Genomic DNA, 17,785 nt, shown 5'->3' with positions numbered 1-17,785 from the left:
AACGGTTGCGCGCGGCGCGTGCCCGACGGGCGGCGCTACGCGTGCCCGCCCGTTTTCTTCGCCTGCAGCGCGCGGATCCGCATCCGCGCGCCCGTGTCGCTGACCGTCGCGTCGTACATCGCCGCAAGATCGCGCTTGAGCGCGGTGCGCGACCCCCCGTCCAGATACACCATGTGCCCCGACGGATAGAAGCGCGCGGACAGGTTCTGCCGCACCTTCCGGTCCTCGAGCGGCATCTGCTGCAAGTCGATCACGGTCTGGTAGAACGGCGTGACGAAATCGTACAGCCCGTTCGCCGACAACACCTTCAGATCGACGTTCAGCGCCATCACCGCGGCGAGATCGCCAGCGGTATAGAGGATTACGTTCCCCTTCGCATCGATGCCCTGCTGCTCGCCGGTCGGATCGATGTGGCTGAAGTCCCAATTCTGGAACGCCTGGTCGTTCAGGTCCGTGAACGCGGAGTTCGACGTGAACTTCAGCTGCTCGTTCAGATAGCTGTTCCACATTGCCGTATAGACGCCCGTCACCGCGGTCATCGTTGGGTCGTTGCCGCCGGAATTCGGATCGATCTTGCCGGCGATGCCGGACGAAATCCCGGTCACGCGGCCGTCGTACGAGCCGAGCGCGAGCCCCTGCGCATGCAGCAGCGTCGTCAGGAACAGCGAATTGCCGCGCGCGTCGTAGCCTGCGATGTCGAGCCCCCACGTCTGCAGCGTCGCCGTATCGATGCCCGTATAGTCGGACAGCTTCTGCACGACGGCCGGGTCCGCATGCGGGACGTTGCGCAACGCGCTCAGGTAGTCGGTGCGCGCGAACTGCGCGACTTCCTCGACGAACGCGCCGAGATTGGCCGGCGCCGGCTTGATGCCGAGCTTCTTGTGATACCACGCGTCGGCTGCCGCCGTCGGCAGCGCGCCGACCGGATTGCCGGCCTGCCGGTAGTCGAGGATCGACGACTGCAGCGTGACGCCGTTCAGGTCGACGCCGTCTTCGTGCAGCTTGTACGCGAGCACGCAGCTGCGCGCGGTGCCGTACGATTCGCCGAACAGGTATTTCGGCGAATTCCAGCGGTTGTTCTTCGTCAGGTAGCGCTTGATGAACTGCTTCAGCGAATTCGCATCCTGGTCGACGCCCCAGAAATCGCGGTTCTTGTTCGGCGCGACGGCCGCGGAATAGCCGGTGCCGACCGGATTGATGAACACCAGGTCGCTGTGATCGATCATGCTGTCCGGGTTGTCTTCAATCTGGTACGGCGCGGGCGGCGTGAATCCCGGCATCGACGTCTTGATGCGCTTCGGCGCGAATGAGCCGAGCAGCACGAACACCGACGACGATCCGGGCCCGCCGTTGTAGAAGAACGTGACGGGCCGCGTTTCCTCCCGCGCGCCGTCGGCCGTAAACGCGACGTAGAAGATCTTCGCGGACGGTTGCGAACTGCTCGGATCGACCGTCACGAGATGGCCGACCGTCGCCGTGTACGCGATGCGCTTGCCGTCGATCAGGATCGTGTGGTGCGTGATCGCAGCCGCCTCCGTCGTATCGGTGACCGAGTCGTCGGGGCCGTTGCCGTACGCGACCGGATCGAAGAACGGCACGTCGCGGCCGTGGCTCAGCGCGACCGGATTGATGGTCGGCGGCACGCCATGCGAATTGTGGTCGCCGTGATGCAGCGGATACACGCCGCCGGAAGATGCGGAATCGATGCCCATCGTGCTGCTCCTGGATGTGAAAAAAGACGCGGGCAGGACACCCGCGTCGAAAGTGAAGGTGAATACCGGCGCGTCAGCTCGACGGCTTGCGCGCGAAGAGCGCCGCGAGTTTCGCGCCGTCGGGGCTGCCGAGGCCCGTGCACGCGTCCCAGCCGGCCGCGGCCGCATAGGTGCCGTTCGAGCCTTTCGTGATGTCGCGCAGCGCGCCGGGATTCTTGTACAGCACCGGGTTGATCCAGCCCGCCGATACACCTGCCGATGCATTGATTCGCGCGATCAGCGCGGCCCACAACGGTGCAACCGCGCTCGTACCGCCCATCACCGTCGGCGTGCCGGCGACCGACACCTCATAGCCCGTTTGCGGCGATGCATCGCCGGCAACGTCGGGCACGCCACGCTTCGCGAGCGGCGTGGTGGTACCGTCGGCGAGCGTGACCTTCAGCCCTTGCTGCCACGCCGGTACGTCGAACAGCGAACTGACGCCGCCGCCGCCCGCGCCGCCGCCGCCCGCCTCGTCGTTCCACGTGACTTCGCTGCGGATGCCCTGCCCCGGCAGCGCGTCGAGCTGCGTGCCGCCGCAGCCGAGCACGTACGGGCTCGACGCAGGAAAATCGACGTGATCCGCGCCGTCCTGCAGCCCGTCGCCCGAGCCGCTGTCGCCCGACGCCGCACACACCGTGATGCCCTGCGCGGCGGCCGCCTGCAGCACGCGATTGAATGCGTGGGCCGACTGTGCCTGCCAGATCGCTTCCGGGCCGCCCCAGCTGATGGAGATCACGGAAGGCCGGTTGGTCTTGTCGGTGACGGCGGCGTTGACGGCCTGGATGAAGCCCGCGTCGCTGTTTGGAGCGAAGTACACCGCGATCTTCGCGGCCGGCGCGATCGCGCCGGCGATCTCGATGTCGAGCGCGACTTCGCCGTCCGGGCCGTTCGGTTCGCCGGTCGGTGCATTGCGGCCGGTGCCGACGTTCACGTCGACGAGCGTCGGCGGGCTGGCGATGCCGAGCCCGCGGAAATACTGGTCGATATCGGCCGCGCGATAGCCGCCGCCAAGCTCGACGATCGCGATGCATTGCCCGGCGCCGTCGCCAGCAGGAAACCCGTACAGCGATGCAAGCTGCGGCGGCGTGAACGTGACGGCGGACGCACCGCGCGCAGGTTTGAACGGCGGACGCAGGCGGAAGTGCGGCCTTGCCTGAGGCCGGCTGTCGAGACCGAGCACGGCCGTAACCGCATCGCCGAGTTCGTCCGGCAGCGCGATCGGGCCCGAACGGCCGCGATACTGACCGATCGCGCGATGCTCGAAACGCTCGAGCTTCACGCTGAACGCGGCCTCGAACTGCGCGATCGTGCCCGACAGCACGACGACGCTCTCGACCGGGTCGACGCGATCGACGGTCAGCCGGTGCCGGCGCGCGAAGTCCTCGGTCTTGCGAATGTCGTCGGGATTGGCGGAGAAACGCTGCGCGAATGCGTCTCGCGACAGCGGCTTCGCATTCGCATCGCCGCTCGCGAGCTGGTGGACCAATGCATCGAGTTGCCCTTCTTCCTGCCGCCGCAACATGATCGTGACGTGGATGCGTTCTGCCGGATCGCACTGACCGAGACACTTGGACTCGGCGACGATTCGGGGTTCACGGTCGGCTTGAAGATGCCTTGCCATGTTCAGACCCTCCTTGGTACCGCGTTGCACGGAACAGCCAGGAAATCGGACAGGGGCGGTGGAAGACGGTTCCGTTCGGTCAGTCGGTTCGCGACGGCGCGTTGCGACGGCGCGTTGCGACGGCGCGTTGCGACGGCGCGAAGTTAAAGGAAGTTTAGAACAGTCAGACGATTTGCGCCCGTGCAGGGCGGTACCGCGAAGTGCGCACATACCGGCATTGCGCAAGCGCAAAGCTTGGCGGCGCACCGCGTGGGGCAGCCGGCCGCGGAACGCACGGTAGCGATGCGACGACGCAGCGGCTCAGTCCATCGACAGGCGCAGCGCGAAGCCGATCAGCGCCGCCGAGAACGTCCAGCGCTGCACCGTCTGCGCGAGCGGATGCGCGCGCATCCATGCCGCGATGCGCGACGCGCCGAATACGCATGCAATGTCGAAACACACGCCGGCCGCGATCAGCATCGCACCGAGCTCGAACATCTGCCATACGACCGGCCCGGCCTCGGGCCGCACGAATTGCGGCAGCAACACCGAGCAGAACAGCAGCGCCTTCGGGTTCAGCAGGTTCGTCAGCAACCCCTTGAAGAACGACTGCCGCAGTTCCGCCGCAGCAGCCGCGTCGCCGTCTGCGAGCGCGAACACGGGCGAGCGGAATACCTGGATCGCAACGTAAGCGAGATACAGCGCGCCGCCGTAGCGGATCGCCTCGTACAGCCACGGCGCGCTGCGGATCAATGCCGCAACGCCGCAAGCGGACAGCGTCACGTGCACCGTGCGCGACAGCGACAGGCCTGCCGCCGCCGCGATCCCGGGCCGCACGCCGCGGCCGATGCTGGTCTGCAGCACAAGCGCCATGTCGGGGCCCGGCACCGCGTAAATGGCCGCGAGCGCGGCGAGATAAATCAACAGCAAATGCGTGGAAATCATGGTCTGCCCCCGTCCTTCAATGGCGATATGTTGCCGCTGAAGGCGGAGGGATTATTGGCCATCTTTCGCTCCGGATTGCCCGCTTGTAGCGGAATCCGCCACAATACGTTCACTGGAACAAGGAATCCTCCAAAATGATCGAGCTAGACAAAACCGATCGCGCGATTCTCGCTGCTGTGCAGCGCGACGGCCGCCTGCCGATTGCGCGCCTCGCCGAGTCGGTCGGCCTGTCCGAAACGCCGTGTGCGCGGCGCCTCAAGCGTCTCGAAAACGACGGCTATATCGAGCGCTACCGCGCACAACTGTCGCGGCAGGCGCTCGGGTTCGGCGTCGTCGCATTCGTGCTGGTGCGGTTCGCGACCCACGACCGCAAGGTCGCCGACCGGTTCGAGCGGGAAGTGCTCGGCATCGAGCGGATTCTCGCGTGCCACAACGTCGCGGGCACGGCCGACTATCTGCTGCAGGTGGTCGCGCGCGATCTCGACGATTACGGCACGTTCCTGCGCGAGTCGCTGCGGATGTTGCCGGGCGTCACGTCGATCGAATCGGCGCTGTCGCTGCGGGAAGTGAAGCATGACGCGGGCTTGCCGGTGCCGTGATGCGGGCCGTGCCGGCTGGCGCGCGGCGCTCTTTCGCGTTGCCGCGTGACCGGCGTTGCGTCGTCCGCCCGGCCCCTCACGACTTCGCGTGGCTCAGACCACGTCAGGCGACTGATGCGCGCGCTCGAGATCCTCGAGAAACGCCTCGACGACCGGATCCCCGCGCCCGTCGCGCGCGACGACCATGTGGAACGTGACTTCGTAGTGCAGCCGCTCGGGATTGAGCGGTGCAAGCAGCCCCTGCGCGACGTAAGGCGCCGCGAAGTGCTGTGGCAGATAACCGAGGTGATGGCCGGACAGGATCAGCAGCGCAACCGCTTCCATGTTGTCGGCGGTCGCGGTCACACGATCGGGCGTCGTCGACATCTGCGCCTCCGGCAGCGGGTACGACCGCCACGCCCATTCGAATCCGGCGACGTCGGCCGGCGTCAACCCGCCGGCGCGCTCGAACAGCGGATGGCCGCGCCCGCAGTACGCGACCTGCTGCTCGATGAACAGCGGCGTGTAGTGCAGCGTCGGCACGCGGTGCCAGAAGTAGCCGACCGCGATCTGAATCTCGTTGCTCAGCAGCTTTTCCTCGAGATCGCCGGGCGCGCGCACCGAGATCGAGAAGCGCACGGCTTCGTCGCGCGTACGGAACGCCGCGATCGCCTCGGCGATCCGGGCGTTCTGGCTGACGGGCGTATGACCGATCAGGCCGATGTTCAGCGTGCCGACCAGCTGGCGGTCCATGTGCCGCGCGGCCATCCCGAATTCGTCGAGCGCGGCGAGCAGCTTGCGGCTCATCGCGTGGAACCGCTCGCCTTTCGGCGTAAGCCGGAAACCGCTGCGGCCGCGCTCGCAAAGCCGGTAGCCGAGCCGCGTCTCGAGCGACGACAGCTGCGCGCTGATCGTCGACTGGCCGACGTTCAGCATCGCCTGCGCGGCCGACACGCCGCCCGCGTCCGTGACCGCGAGAAACACGCGGATCAACCGCAGATCAAGGGTCGACAAATTCCCGAGCACGCTATTCCCCTTCCATACATCGATGAAAATCGATGTTTACGTCGATATCTTCGCATTCTTCTTTCCGGCCGGACGCGTAAAACTATGCGCCAGACCGCGTCGAATGATACGGCAACCCCACATCGGAAGAGGCATCCCATGAACGACCACACCCATTTCCAGCCGCTCGGCGGCAATGAAATGCCGCGCAGCGGCGGCATCGCGACGATGATGCGCCTGCCGCACGTGCCGAGCGCCGCCGGGCTCGACGCGTGCTTCGTCGGCGTGCCGTTCGATCTCGGCACCTCCAACCGCACCGGTGCGCGCTTCGGTCCGCGCCAAATCCGCACCGAATCCGTGCTGCTGCGCCCGTACAACATGGCCACGCGCGCCGCGCCGTTCGATTCGCTGCAAGTCGCCGACATCGGCGACGTCGCGATCAATCCGTACAACCTGCACGATTCGATCGCGCGCATCGAAGCCGCGTACGACGCGATCCTCGAGCACAACTGCAAGCCGGTCACGCTCGGCGGCGACCACACGATCGCGCTCCCGATCCTGCGCGCGATTCATCGCAAGCATGGCAAGGTTGCATTGATCCACGTCGATGCACACGCCGACGTCAACGATACGATGATGGGCGAAAAGATTGCGCACGGCACGCCGTTCCGCCGCGCGGTCGAAGAAGGGCTGCTGCACGGCGACAAGGTCACGCAGATCGGCCTGCGCGGCACCGGCTACGCCGCGGAAGATTTCGACTGGTGCCGCGAGCAGGGCTTCCGCGTGGTCCAGGCCGAGGAATGCTGGAACAAGTCGCTCGCGCCGCTGATGGAGGAAGTGCGCGCGCGCATCGGCGACACGCCCGTCTACATCAGCTTCGACATCGACGGCATCGACCCGGCGTACGCACCGGGCACCGGCACGCCGGAGATCGCCGGGCTCACGGTGCCGCAGGCGCTCGAGATCATCCGGGGCGCGAAGGGGTTGAACATCGTCGGCTGCGATCTCGTCGAAGTCGCGCCACCGTACGACCCGTTCGGCACCACGGCGCTGCTCGGCGCGAACCTCGCGTACGAGCTGCTGTGCGTGCTGCCGGGCGTCGCGTACCGCGACTGAGCGCCGCCACCCGACTATTCCAATCAGAGGATTCCAGAGGAGCACACAGCAGATGGGGACTTCCGTCAAACAACCGAAGCGGGCGGCGCTCGCATCGTTCGTCGGCACCACGATCGAGTGGTACGACTTCTATAGCTACGCGACCGCCGCGGCCATCGTGTTCGGCCCGCTGTTCTTCCCCGGCGAAAACCGCTTCATCAGCCTGCTCGCGTCGTTCGGCTCGTTCGCGGTCGGCTTCTTCGCGCGGCCGCTCGGCGGCGTGATGTTCGGCTATCTCGGCGACCGCTTCGGCCGCAAGCGTTCGCTGCTTGCGACGCTCATGCTGATGGCCGTGTCGACCGTCGCGATCGGACTGCTGCCGACCCACGCGCAGGCCGGCGTGATCGCGCCGATCCTGCTCGTGCTGATGCGCGTGCTGCAGGGCGTCGCGGTCGGCGGCGAGTGGGGCGGCGCGGTGCTGCTTGCGGGCGAGCATGCACCCGCAGGCAAGCGCACGTTCTTCGCGTCGTTCGCGCAGCTCGGCAGCGCGAGCGGCCTGATCCTGTCGATGCTCGCGTTCGGCGCGATCAGCACGCTGCCGAAGGAGGACATGATGAGCTGGGGCTGGCGCGTGCCGTTCCTCGCGAGCGCGGTGCTGCTGGCGGTCGGCTTCGTGATCCGTGCGAGCGTGTCCGAATCGCCCGAGTTCGAGGAAGTGAAGAAGAGCGGCAACACCGCGCAAAACCCCGTGCGCGAGGCGCTCCAGTACTGGCCGCTGCTTCTGCTCGCGATCGGCGCGAACGTGTACGGGATCGCCGGCGTGTACTTCAGCAACATTTTCATGATCAGCTATGCAACGCAGTTCCTGTCGCTCGACCGCTCGATGGTGCTGCACTGCATGACGATCGTGGCCGTGTTGCAGTTCGTCGTGCAGCTCGCCGCAGCGTTCCTCGCACAGCGCTTCGGCACGACGCGCGTGCTGCTGATCACCGGCGCATGGGCCGCGATCGTACCGTTCGTGATGCTGCCGCTCGTGCACATGGGCACGCCGGTGTCGATCACCGTCGGCGTCGGCCTCGCGACGCTCGCCGAATCGGGCTACTACTCGGTGGTCGCGGGCTTCGTCAGCGGCATCTTCATCGCGCGCATCCGCTACACCGCGATCTCGATCGCGTACCAGGTGTGCGGCGCGCTCGCCGGCGGCCTCACGCCGCTCGTCGCCACGCTGATCGCACAGAACGTGGCGCCGCAATGGTGGCCGCTCGCGATCCAGTACACGAGCGCCGCCCTGCTGTCGTCGCTGTGCGTGTGGCTGATTTCGCGGCGCGTCAGCATCGACGATGCCGGCGCACCCGGCCAGCAGGACGACGCACTGCCGCGCGGCGCGCGCACCGCGTAATTCCACGCAACTCACGCAACGGGCAGGCGACATCGCCTGCCCGTTTGCATTGTGCCTGCGGCACAGCGCTCAAGCTCGACCGTATCCGCGAAGCAACATCTCGACAAGCGGCTCGCGCATGCAGCGCCGCGACTTGGCGCTCCCGTCATCGACAGCGGCGGGCTGCGCGCTTCGTCCGCGTTATCGCATCTGATTGCGCAGCGTCTTCGCGGCGGCGACCATGTTGGTCAGTGCCGGCATCACCTCGGCCCACTGGCGCGTCTTCAGCCCGCAGTCCGGATTCACCCACAGCCGTTCCGCCGGAATCCGCTCGGCCGCCTTCTGCATCAGGCCGACGATATGATCCTGCGTCGGGATGTTCGGGGAGTGAATGTCGTACACGCCAGGCCCGATCTCGTTCGGATAACGGAAATTGTCGAACGCGTCGAGCAGCTCCATGTCCGAGCGCGACGTTTCGATCGTGATCACGTCCGCGTCCATGTCGGCGATCGACGCGATGATGTCGTTGAACTCCGAATAGCACATGTGCGTATGGATCTGCGTGTCGTCCCGCACGCCGTTCGCGGCGATGCGGAAGGACTCGACCGCCCACGTCAGATACGCGCCCCATTGCGCGCGACGCAGCGGCAGCCCTTCGCGCAGCGCGGCCTCGTCGATCTGAATCACCCGCACGCCGGCCTTCTCGAGATCGAGCACTTCCTCGCGAATCGCGAGTGCGAGCTGGTAGCACGATACCGAGCGCGGCTGATCGTCGCGCACGAACGACCAGTTCAGGATCGTCACCGGCCCGGTCAGCATGCCCTTCATCGGTTTGCTCGTCAGCGACTGCGCGTAAGTGATCCATTCGACCGTCATCGCGTTCGGACGGCTGATGTCGCCGAACAGGATCGGCGGCTTCACGCAGCGCGACCCGTATGACTGCACCCAGCCGAACTGGCTGAACGCATAGCCGTCGAGCTGTTCGCCGAAGTATTCGACCATGTCGTTGCGTTCCGCTTCGCCATGCACGAGCACGTCGAGCCCGAGCGATTCCTGTTCGCGCACGCTGCGTTCGATTTCGGCCCGCATCGCCGCGCGGTAGTCGGCTTCATTCAGCACGCCGGCCTTGAACTGGCTGCGTGCGTGGCGGATTTCGGCGGTTTGCGGGAACGAGCCGATCGTCGTCGTCGGGAAGTGCGGCAGGTTCAGCCGCGCCGACTGCTTCGGCGCCCGCTCCGGGTACGGGCTCGCACGGCTGCCGAGCTGCGCGTCGATGCGCGCGATCGCCGCCTTCACCGCCGGATTGTTCACGCGCGGCGAGCGGCGGCGCGACTCGATCGCGGCCGCATTCGCGGCGAGCGCGTCGGCAACCGCGTCGCGGCCCGCGTTCAGCGCGGTCGCGAGCACCTTCAGCTCGTCGAGCTTCTGCAGCGCGAACGCGAGCCACGAACGGATCTCCGCGTCGAGCTGCGCCTCGCTCGCGAGATCGACCGGCACGTGCAGCAGCGAGCACGACGGGGCGAGCCACAGCCGCTCGCCCAGTTGCTTTGCGAGCGGTTCGAGCCAGTCGAGCGCTGCGTTCAGATCCGTCTTCCAGATGTTGCGCCCGTTGATCACGCCCAGCGACAGCACGCGATCGGCAGGCAATGCGCGCACGAGCGCATCGACCTCGTCGCGCGCGTTGACCGCGTCGATATGCAGGCCGTCGACGGGCAGCGACGCCGCCAGCGACAGATTGTCCTGCAACTGGCCGAAATACGTGGCGAGCAGCACTTTGATCCGACGCGTCTCCAGCGTGTCGTACGCGATACGCAGCGCGTGCCGCCACTCGGCATCGAGTTCTGTGACGAGGATCGGCTCGTCGATCTGCACCCATTCGACGCCCTGCGCGGTCAGCGTGTCGAGCAGCGCACCGTATACCGGCAGCAGTTTCGGCAGCAGCGCGAGACGGTCGGAATCGTCCTTCACCTTGCCCAGCCACAGATACGTGACGGGGCCGAGGATGACCGGCTTCACGGCCACGCCGAGCGCCTGCGCTTCGGCGAGTTGCTGCAGCAGCCGCGACGGATCGAGCGAGAAGTTCGTGTCCGCGTGGAATTCCGGGACGATGTAGTGGTAGTTCGTGTCGAACCACTTGGTCATTTCGCCGGCGGCTACACCGCCGCAGCACGCCGCATGCTCGCCGTCCGATTGGGCGGAACGGCCGCGCGCGACGCGGAAATAGTTGTCGAGCGAATCACCATGGAAGCCTTGCACGCGCTTTGGCAGGTTACCGAGCGTGAAGCTCATGTCGAGCACGTGGTCGTAGAACGCGAAATCGCCGAGCGGCGCGAGATCGAGATCACGTTGCTGGGCCCAGTGCCGCTGGCGCAACTCCGCGCCAAGCGCCCTCAGCGCGTCGCGCGACGACTCGCCCTTCCAGTAGCGCTCGAGACCGAACTTGAGTTCGCGCTTCGCGCCGATCCGCGGAAAACCGAGATTGTGTGTCGTAACCATGAAGTTGCCATCCAGTAGAAATAGTCGATCCGGCAGCCATCATAGGGATTTCATCCCATGAAATAAAATGGCATTATTTCATTCATCCATTAGATTTCTTCATGCGTTTATCTGTCTCCCGGTAACTCAATGCCATGCTGGAACGATTCCATCTCGCCGTGATCCGTGAAGTCGAGCGTCAGGGCTCGCTGACGGCCGCCGCCAACGCGTTGCATCTCACCCAATCGGCGCTCAGCCATACGGTCCGCAAGCTCGAGCAGCAGCTCGGCACACCGATTTGGGACCGCGAAGGCCGCGGCCTGCGGCTCACGCAGGGCGGCCAATATCTGCTTAAGCTCGCGAACCGGCTGCTGCCACAATTCGAGCTGGCAGAGGAGCGGATGAAGCAGTACGCGAAGGGCGAACGCGGCACCCTGCGCATCGGGATGGAGTGCCATCCGTGCTACCAATGGCTGCTGAAGGTCGTGTCGCCCTACCTCTCCCGCTGGCCCGACGTCGATGTGGACGTCAAGCAGCGCTTTCAATTCGGCGGCATCGGCGCGCTCCTGGGTCATGACGTCGACGTGCTCGTCACGCCAGATCCGCTGAACCGGCCGGGGCTGCGCTTCGATCCCGTGTTCGATTACGAGCAGGTGCTGGTCGTCGCCGACGCGCATCGGTTCGCGCACGCCGAGTACGTGACGCCCCAGCAGCTGACCGACGAGATTCTGATCACCTACCCGGTCGAGACCGACCGGCTCGACATCTACAACCAGTTCCTGACGCCGGCCGGCATCGTGCCGCGGCGCCACAAGTCGATCGAGACGACCGACATCATGCTGCAGATGGTGGCGAGCGGACGCGGCGTGGCCGCGCTACCGCGCTGGCTCGCCGACGAATACGCGGACCGGATGCCGGTGGTGCCGGTCAGGCTCGGCAAGAAGGGCATCGCGAAACAGATCTTTCTCGGCATCCGCGAGGCGGACGCGTCGATCGACTATCTGGCCGCGTTCGTGACGTTGGCGCGCGAATCGACGGGGCACGCACCGCGCATGCTTCGCTAGGCGGCTCGCGTGCTGCGTCCGCGATGGGGTTCCGGTGGCGGCACGTGCTCACTATGTGGGGAATGGCGCGCGTCGCCACGGCATCTCGCGTCGCCACGATTCGGCTCCCGGCTTTCACATTCGTAAGACGACGATTCGATGTCCGTACTGTCATCAAACTGACTGCTAGCGAAAGCTAGGATCGGACGCGATTCCCTTACGAGATGCCGTCATGAATCAGTCTGCCCAGTCCGCCGCAAACAATTCCGGCTCTACCGAACGCAGCCGGCAGGTCGGCTATGCCGCCTTCCTGCTGGTACTCGCGATCGGCGCGGTCTATATCGCCACCCATCTGATCGCCGATTTGGCGCCCGTCCGCGAAGGATCGCTGTTCCCGTATCTGATGCTCGGCGCCGCGCTGCTGATCGCGCTCGGATTCGAGTTCGTCAACGGCTTCCACGACACGGCGAATGCGGTCGCGACCGTGATCTATACGCACTCGCTGACGCCGAACGTCGCGGTAATCTGGTCCGGCATGTGGAACTTCCTCGGCGTGATGGTTTCGAGCGGTGCCGTCGCGTTCGGCATCCTACAGTTGCTGCCGGTCGAGCTGATCCTGCAGGTCGGCAGCGGATCGGGTTTCGCGATGGTGTTCGCGCTGCTGATTGCCGCGATCGTATGGAACCTTGCAACCTGGTATTTCGGATTGCCGTCGTCGAGTTCTCATACGTTGATCGGCTCGATCATCGGTGTCGGGCTGATGAACCAGCTGATGCACGGCCCGTCGGGCACGAGCGGCGTCGACTGGGCTCAGGCGCTCGGCGTCGGCAAGTCGCTGCTGTTCTCGCCGATCGTCGGGTTCCTGTGCGCGTCGCTGCTGCTGCTCCTGCTGAAAGCCGCCGTGCGGATTCCGGAACTGTACCAGGAGCCGCCGAAGGATCAGCCGCCGCCGTTCTGGATCCGCTGCCTGCTGATCCTCACGTGCACCGGCGTGTCGTTCGCGCACGGGTCGAACGACGGACAGAAGGGAATGGGACTGATCATGCTGATCCTGATCGGCACGGTGCCGACCGCGTATGCACTGAACAAGGCCGTCACGCCGGCCGAATCGCAGACGTTCGTCGCCGTCGCGAATCAGGCCGCCGCGACCTTCGCAAAATACTCGAATGGCGTCGCACCGTCGGCGAATCCGCGTGCCGACGTCGAGCACTTCGTGCAGCACCGTCAGATGACGCCCGCAGTGCTGCCGGGCGTTCAACAGCTTTCCACGTCGCTGGCGGCCGCGGTCGGCTCGTCGGGTTCGATGGCAGCCGTGCCGCAGGGCGACGTCGACAACGTGCGCAACACGATGTATCTGGTGTCCGAAGCGATTCGCCTGATCGAGAAGTCGGGGCAACCCGCGTTCGCCGCCGACGACAAGCTCGCGATCGACAACTATCGCAAGCAGCTCGATCACGCGACGAAGTTCATCCCGACCTGGGTGAAGGTCGCTGTCGCGATCGCGCTCGGTCTCGGTACGATGGTCGGGTGGAAGCGGATCGTCGTGACCGTCGGCGAGAAAATCGGCAAGCAGCATCTGACGTACGGCCAGGGCGCATCTGCCGAACTCGTCGCGATGCTCACGATCGGCGCGGCAGATGCGTACGGGTTGCCGGTGTCGACGACGCATGTGCTGTCGTCGGGCGTCGCAGGCACGATGGCGGCGAACGGGTCCGGGCTGCAATGGAGCACGGTGCGCAGCCTCGTGCTGGCTTGGGTGCTGACACTGCCGGCGTCGATCGCGCTGGCGGCAGGGCTTTACTGGTTGTTCCGGTCGGTGGCTTGATCCGGCGGACGGCGGGCGGCCGGTGAATCCGGTCGTCCGCGGTCGATGGGACGGGTGTTGTTTCTCCGCTTCTCCGCTTCTCCGCTTCTCCGCTTCTTCGCTCCTGGTCCCGCGCGTTTCGCGGTCTTACCGCGTTCTGCATATTCGCACCGAGCCGCAAGCTCTCCCGCCATTTCATCTCCGAATTGAAGCGCAAGATCTGGAGCGCGCCGGCAGACGCACAGGACTAGACTGGATCCATCGACGCTCATCGCTGCGTGAATGGCGGGCGGAACGCGTCCGTACCGCTGCATGCGGCCTCACGATGCCCTATCGCCGACGAACCGAGGTACACCTGTGAAAATTGCCGACCTGCAACCTGCCGCCGCATCGATGGACGTCGCGCGAAGGGTCGATGCGATCGATTGGCCGTCCGTCGAGGGCGAGCTCGACCGATACGGCTGCGCGCGCGTACCGGGCCTGCTGTCCGCAAGCGAGTGCGAGTCTCTCGCGTCGCTCTATGCTCGGGATACGCTGTACCGTTCACGCGTGGTCATGGCCCGGCACGGCTTCGGACGCGGCGAGTACAAGTATTTCGCGTATCCGCTGCCGGCGATCATCGCTGAACTCCGCGCGACGATCTATCCGCGTCTCGCACCGATCGCGAATCGCTGGAACGAGGCGCTTGGAGCCGACGTCCGCTATCCGAAAGATCATTGGTCGTTCCTCGACCGGTGCCATGCAGCGGGACAGACGCGACCCACGCCATTGATCATGGAATACGGTGCCGACGACTACAACTGCCTTCATCAGGACCTCTATGGGGAACACGTGTTCCCGCTCCAGGTTGCGATCCTGCTGTCGGCGCCCGGCCGCGATTTCACGGGTGGCGAGTTCGTGCTGACGGAACAGCGTCCACGGATGCAGTCACGTGCGGAAGTGGTGCCGCTGACGCAAGGCGACGCAGTGATCTTCGCGGTGCACGGCAGGCCCGTGCACGGAACGCGAAGTGTCTATCGCGTCAACTTGCGCCATGGTGTGAGCAGGATTCGAAGCGGCCGCCGCCACACGGTCGGCATCATCTTCCACGACGCCGAGTGACAGCAATCGAGGCGAGCGCGGTGCCGGCTCGGCTTTCGGCTTTCGGCTTTCGGCTTTCGGCTTTCGGCTTTCGGCTTTCGGCTTTCGGCTTTCGGCTTTCGGCTTTCGGCTCTTTGGCTCTTTGGCTCTTTGGCTCTTTGGCTCTTTGGCCCTTTGGCCCTGTGGCTTCCCGCCTGCCGCCTGCCACCCGCCACCCGCCACCTGCCGCTTGCCGCTTGCCGCTTGCGGCTTGCGGCTTGCGGCTTGCGGTTTGCGGTTTGCGGTTTGCGGTTTGCGGTTTGCGGTTTGCGGTTCGCGGTTCGCGGTTCGCGGTTCGCGGTTCGCGGTTCGCGGTTCGCGGTTCGCGGTTCGCGGTTCGCGGTTCGCGGTTTGCGGTTTGCGGTTTGCGGTTTGCGGTTTGCGGTTTGCGGTTTGCGGTTTGCGGTTTGCGGTTTGCGGTTTGCGGTTTGCGGTTTGCGGCGTCGGCAGTCGGGCAGTCGTGCCCACGCGCCTCGGGCCCTAGGACTCCGGCATTCAACTTGATTCGCACCGACCGCGCCGCACGTCGTTGTCCAACGCGCAGCGCAATCTGCTCGTTTGCGTCCGGAATCGCGATTGCCGTCGCGCCGGCCCACACCGCAGCGGAGCAAGCAGACCGGCGCCCCAAGCGCGCCACAGACGACACGGGTACTCACCTGTCGCGCATTCAATGCACGTCGCGTATCGCCCTATCCTCGTGCGATATTCGCCCGCAAGCGGTCACCCGCATCGGAGGCCAATCGCGCATAGCCGGGCAATGTCACCAGCGCAAGCGCGCCTGCCGCGACGAACGCCCAGCGGAAATCGTCTAGGACGTAGTGCATGCCGGCGACGTCGCCGCGCACCAATGCCGCGAGCCGCAACGACAACGCGCCGAATGCGATTCCCATCCCGATCGTCATCTGCTGCGCGGCACTCCATAACGTGCTGGCCGCGCTCGTCTGCTGGGCGGGAATATCCGCATACGCCAACGTCGCGAGCGTCGTGAACTGCATCGACCTCGTGAGCCCGTACACGAAAACGACGAACAGCGTGATCGCGAGTGGCGTCGAAGCAGTCAACCAGCCGCATGCGATCGTAAAGAGCCCGACGATAGTCACGTCGACGAGCGCCACGCGGCGGAAGCCGAAGCGGTCGAGGATCCACGACGTCCCGGCTTTCATTCCGAGGTTGCCCAACGCACTCGCGAGCAGCAGCAGCCCCGACTGGAACGGCGACAGCCCGAAGCCGATTTGGAACAGCAGCGGCAGCAGATACGGCACCGCGTTAATCGCGATCCGCGTGAGCGAGCCGGTGATCACGGTCACCGAGAACGTCGGCACGTTCAGTGTCGTGAAGTCGAGTAGCGGATGCGCGCAGCGGCGCGCGTGGATCCACGCGGCGATGCCGAACAGCATGCTGGCGCCGACCAACATGCCGGCGCGCGCGAAGTCGACGTCCTGCTGGCCGGCCGCTTCGGTACCGAGCAGCAGACACGTCAGCGCCCCACCGGCCAGCACGAAGCCGCCCCAGTCGAGCGGCCGCCGCTCGTCGGCCCGCGTGTTGCGCACGATCAGCCACGTGCAGACGAGTGCGGCAATACCGAACGGGACGTTCAACAGGAAGATCCATCGCCATGACGCGTAGGTCGTGATGAAACCGCCGACCGGCGGTCCGACGACCGGTGCGACGATGCCCGGCCACGTGATCGTCGCGATCGCGCGCATCAGCTTTGCCTTGTCGGTGCTGCGCACGACGATCATCCGTCCGACCGGCACCATCATCGCCCCGCCGACGCCTTGGAGCAGGCGTGCGGCCGTGAACGTCATCACGCCTTCGGAGAGGCCGCACAACACCGACGCGCCGGTGAAGACCACGATGGCGGTCGCGAAGACCGTCCTCGACCCATAGCGATCTGCGACCCAGCCACTGATCGGGATGAAGACCGCGAGCGCGAGCATGTAGGCCGTCATCCCGAGACTGAGCGCGTTCGGTCCGACGCCGAACGAGCGCGCCATTTGCGGCAGCGCGGTCGCGATCACGGTCGTGTCGAGATATTCCATGAAGAACGTGGCGGCAACGAGATACGGCAGGAAGTCGGTCGTCCGACCACGTTGGGCAGAGCTGTCGGTCATGAACGGTGCGGGAGACAGGATGCAAGATGCGCCGACCGCCAGCAGATACAGACGAACGGCGAAGATCGGAATGAAAGAGCGATATTACCTTGAAGGGTTGACGTTCCGCTTTCGCCCGCATGCCGTGAACGGATTTTGTGCGCGTGGATTTTTATGACGATCTCCGGCGGCGGCAGCCCGTAGCGCAAACCCCTTCCGAATCGGTGTTATTTGCCGACGGTTTGGACGATGAAACGTGGAGTTCCGTTCAAACAGCGCATTTACGCCCGCCATCGTTTTCGTTCACAACACCATGAAAGGATGTAGTCCGCGACACATTGCCCAATGTGCGGTCAGTTTCGGGATGTCGCAGGGGACGTGTGCCACGGCAATCGGAATTGGCGAAGCATTGGTGAAAGCCGGATCGACCGACCTGCCGTCGGGACGGTAAAGCGATCCGCACTGATGATGGATCTTGCGGTGGCGCGGCCCGCAGGCGCCCGCGGGCTGCCAGCGCCTCTCACGCTGCCATTTCCGCCGCCGCAAATGCAAAAACCCCCGCCTGTTCGGGCGGGGGTTTCTGGCTTGAGGGGAGCCTGACGATTACCTACTTTCACACGGGAATCCGCACTATCATCGGCGTAGAGTCGTTTCACGGTCCTGTTCGGGATGGGAAGGGGTGGGACCGACTCGCTATGGTCATCAGGCAAAGAGGGTTGTCCTGCTGGCGTGGCCAACAGAACCAATCTGGGAAGAAGCAGTAATTTTGGGTTGTGTGTATCACACACGAGAATCCAACCGTCCGACGCGCTCTGTAGCGCGAAACAGACTTGTTATAGGATCAAGCCTTACGGGCAATTAGTATCGGTTAGCTGAACGCATTACTGCGCTTACAC

Annotated in this window: 12 protein-coding genes and 1 rRNA gene; 6 read left to right on the top strand and 7 right to left on the bottom strand. The window is 65.3% G+C overall.

The window, feature by feature from the left end; genetic code table 11:
• Positions 1–35: 35 nt before the first annotated feature.
• The 3 genes from KDW55_RS13270 to KDW55_RS13260 all read right to left on the bottom strand — a co-directional run bounded on the left by KDW55_RS13270 (position 36) and on the right by KDW55_RS13260 (position 4,299).
• Complete coding sequence (locus KDW55_RS13270) at positions 36–1,712, bottom strand: peptidase S1 (protein ID WP_040138708.1); 1,677 nt, start codon at positions 1,710–1,712, stop codon at positions 36–38.
• A 73-nt stretch (positions 1,713–1,785) separates the two neighbouring features.
• Positions 1,786–3,375, bottom strand: coding sequence for a S53 family peptidase (locus KDW55_RS13265; RefSeq protein ID WP_212160439.1), 1,590 nt, complete (start codon positions 3,373–3,375; stop codon positions 1,786–1,788).
• Positions 3,376–3,675: 300 nt separating this feature from the next.
• Positions 3,676–4,299 (bottom strand): LysE family translocator, encoded by a 624-nt coding sequence (locus tag KDW55_RS13260; protein ID WP_059548550.1) that lies wholly within the window; start codon positions 4,297–4,299, stop codon positions 3,676–3,678.
• 134 nt (positions 4,300–4,433) lie between these two features.
• Between KDW55_RS13260 and KDW55_RS13255 the strand changes: the two genes are divergently transcribed.
• Positions 4,434–4,898, top strand: coding sequence for an Lrp/AsnC family transcriptional regulator (locus KDW55_RS13255; RefSeq protein WP_040138711.1), 465 nt, complete (start codon positions 4,434–4,436; stop codon positions 4,896–4,898).
• Positions 4,899–4,991: 93 nt separating this feature from the next.
• On the opposite strand, the gene KDW55_RS13250 is transcribed toward KDW55_RS13255, so the two are convergent.
• Complete coding sequence (locus tag KDW55_RS13250; RefSeq protein WP_040138712.1) at positions 4,992–5,903, bottom strand: LysR family transcriptional regulator; 912 nt, start codon at positions 5,901–5,903, stop codon at positions 4,992–4,994.
• 138 nt (positions 5,904–6,041) lie between these two features.
• Between KDW55_RS13250 and speB the strand changes: the two genes are divergently transcribed.
• Together speB and KDW55_RS13240 are read left to right on the top strand one after the other, a co-directional pair.
• Positions 6,042–6,998 (top strand): agmatinase, encoded by a 957-nt coding sequence (speB, locus tag KDW55_RS13245; protein WP_059548546.1) that lies wholly within the window; start codon positions 6,042–6,044, stop codon positions 6,996–6,998.
• Positions 6,999–7,050: 52 nt separating this feature from the next.
• Complete coding sequence (locus KDW55_RS13240; RefSeq protein ID WP_069243345.1) at positions 7,051–8,376, top strand: MFS transporter; 1,326 nt, start codon at positions 7,051–7,053, stop codon at positions 8,374–8,376.
• A gap of 180 nt (positions 8,377–8,556) precedes the next feature.
• Here the strand turns inward: KDW55_RS13240 and metE are convergent, their stop codons facing one another.
• Complete coding sequence (metE, locus tag KDW55_RS13235; RefSeq protein WP_069243346.1) at positions 8,557–10,851, bottom strand: 5-methyltetrahydropteroyltriglutamate--homocysteine S-methyltransferase; 2,295 nt, start codon at positions 10,849–10,851, stop codon at positions 8,557–8,559.
• Positions 10,852–10,985: 134 nt separating this feature from the next.
• Here metE and KDW55_RS13230 point away from each other — a divergent pair, with 134 nt between their 5' ends.
• The 3 genes from KDW55_RS13230 to KDW55_RS13220 all read left to right on the top strand — a co-directional run bounded on the left by KDW55_RS13230 (position 10,986) and on the right by KDW55_RS13220 (position 14,778).
• Positions 10,986–11,894, top strand: coding sequence for a LysR family transcriptional regulator (locus tag KDW55_RS13230; RefSeq protein ID WP_059548544.1), 909 nt, complete (start codon positions 10,986–10,988; stop codon positions 11,892–11,894).
• A 211-nt stretch (positions 11,895–12,105) separates the two neighbouring features.
• Positions 12,106–13,698 carry an inorganic phosphate transporter gene (locus tag KDW55_RS13225; protein ID WP_040138717.1) on the top strand — a complete coding sequence of 531 codons (1,593 nt, stop codon included), beginning with the start codon at positions 12,106–12,108 and terminating at the stop codon, positions 13,696–13,698.
• A 336-nt stretch (positions 13,699–14,034) separates the two neighbouring features.
• Positions 14,035–14,778 (top strand): 2OG-Fe(II) oxygenase, encoded by a 744-nt coding sequence (locus KDW55_RS13220; protein WP_349252600.1) that lies wholly within the window; start codon positions 14,035–14,037, stop codon positions 14,776–14,778.
• A gap of 707 nt (positions 14,779–15,485) precedes the next feature.
• On the opposite strand, the gene KDW55_RS13215 is transcribed toward KDW55_RS13220, so the two are convergent.
• A complete protein-coding gene (locus tag KDW55_RS13215) occupies positions 15,486–16,910 on the bottom strand; it encodes an MFS transporter (protein WP_212160445.1) in 1,425 nt (474 codons plus the stop codon).
• Positions 16,911–17,483: 573 nt separating this feature from the next.
• A 5S ribosomal RNA gene (gene rrf, locus KDW55_RS13210) occupies positions 17,484–17,596 on the bottom strand.
• Positions 17,597–17,785: the final 189 nt, after the last annotated feature.

Source organism: Burkholderia sp. AU19243, from assembly GCF_018148075.1.
GTDB lineage: Bacteria > Pseudomonadota > Gammaproteobacteria > Burkholderiales > Burkholderiaceae > Burkholderia > Burkholderia latens_A.
The sequence above is the reverse complement of the archived record's forward strand: the minus strand, read 5'-3'. Positions and strand labels throughout refer to the sequence as shown.

Coding starts and splice junctions, on each gene's coding strand:
- KDW55_RS13255 (WP_040138711.1), top strand. CDS start 4,434: ATGATCGAGCTAGACAAAACCGATCGCGCGATTCTCGCTGCTGTGCAG.
- KDW55_RS13230 (WP_059548544.1), top strand. CDS start 10,986: ATGCTGGAACGATTCCATCTCGCCGTGATCCGTGAAGTCGAGCGTCAG.
- KDW55_RS13225 (WP_040138717.1), top strand. CDS start 12,106: ATGAATCAGTCTGCCCAGTCCGCCGCAAACAATTCCGGCTCTACCGAA.
- speB (WP_059548546.1), top strand. CDS start 6,042: ATGAACGACCACACCCATTTCCAGCCGCTCGGCGGCAATGAAATGCCG.
- KDW55_RS13240 (WP_069243345.1), top strand. CDS start 7,051: ATGGGGACTTCCGTCAAACAACCGAAGCGGGCGGCGCTCGCATCGTTC.
- KDW55_RS13270 (WP_040138708.1), bottom strand. CDS start 1,712: ATGGGCATCGATTCCGCATCTTCCGGCGGCGTGTATCCGCTGCATCAC.
- KDW55_RS13260 (WP_059548550.1), bottom strand. CDS start 4,299: ATGATTTCCACGCATTTGCTGTTGATTTATCTCGCCGCGCTCGCGGCC.
- KDW55_RS13215 (WP_212160445.1), bottom strand. CDS start 16,910: ATGACCGACAGCTCTGCCCAACGTGGTCGGACGACCGACTTCCTGCCG.
- metE (WP_069243346.1), bottom strand. CDS start 10,851: ATGGTTACGACACACAATCTCGGTTTTCCGCGGATCGGCGCGAAGCGC.
- KDW55_RS13265 (WP_212160439.1), bottom strand. CDS start 3,375: ATGGCAAGGCATCTTCAAGCCGACCGTGAACCCCGAATCGTCGCCGAG.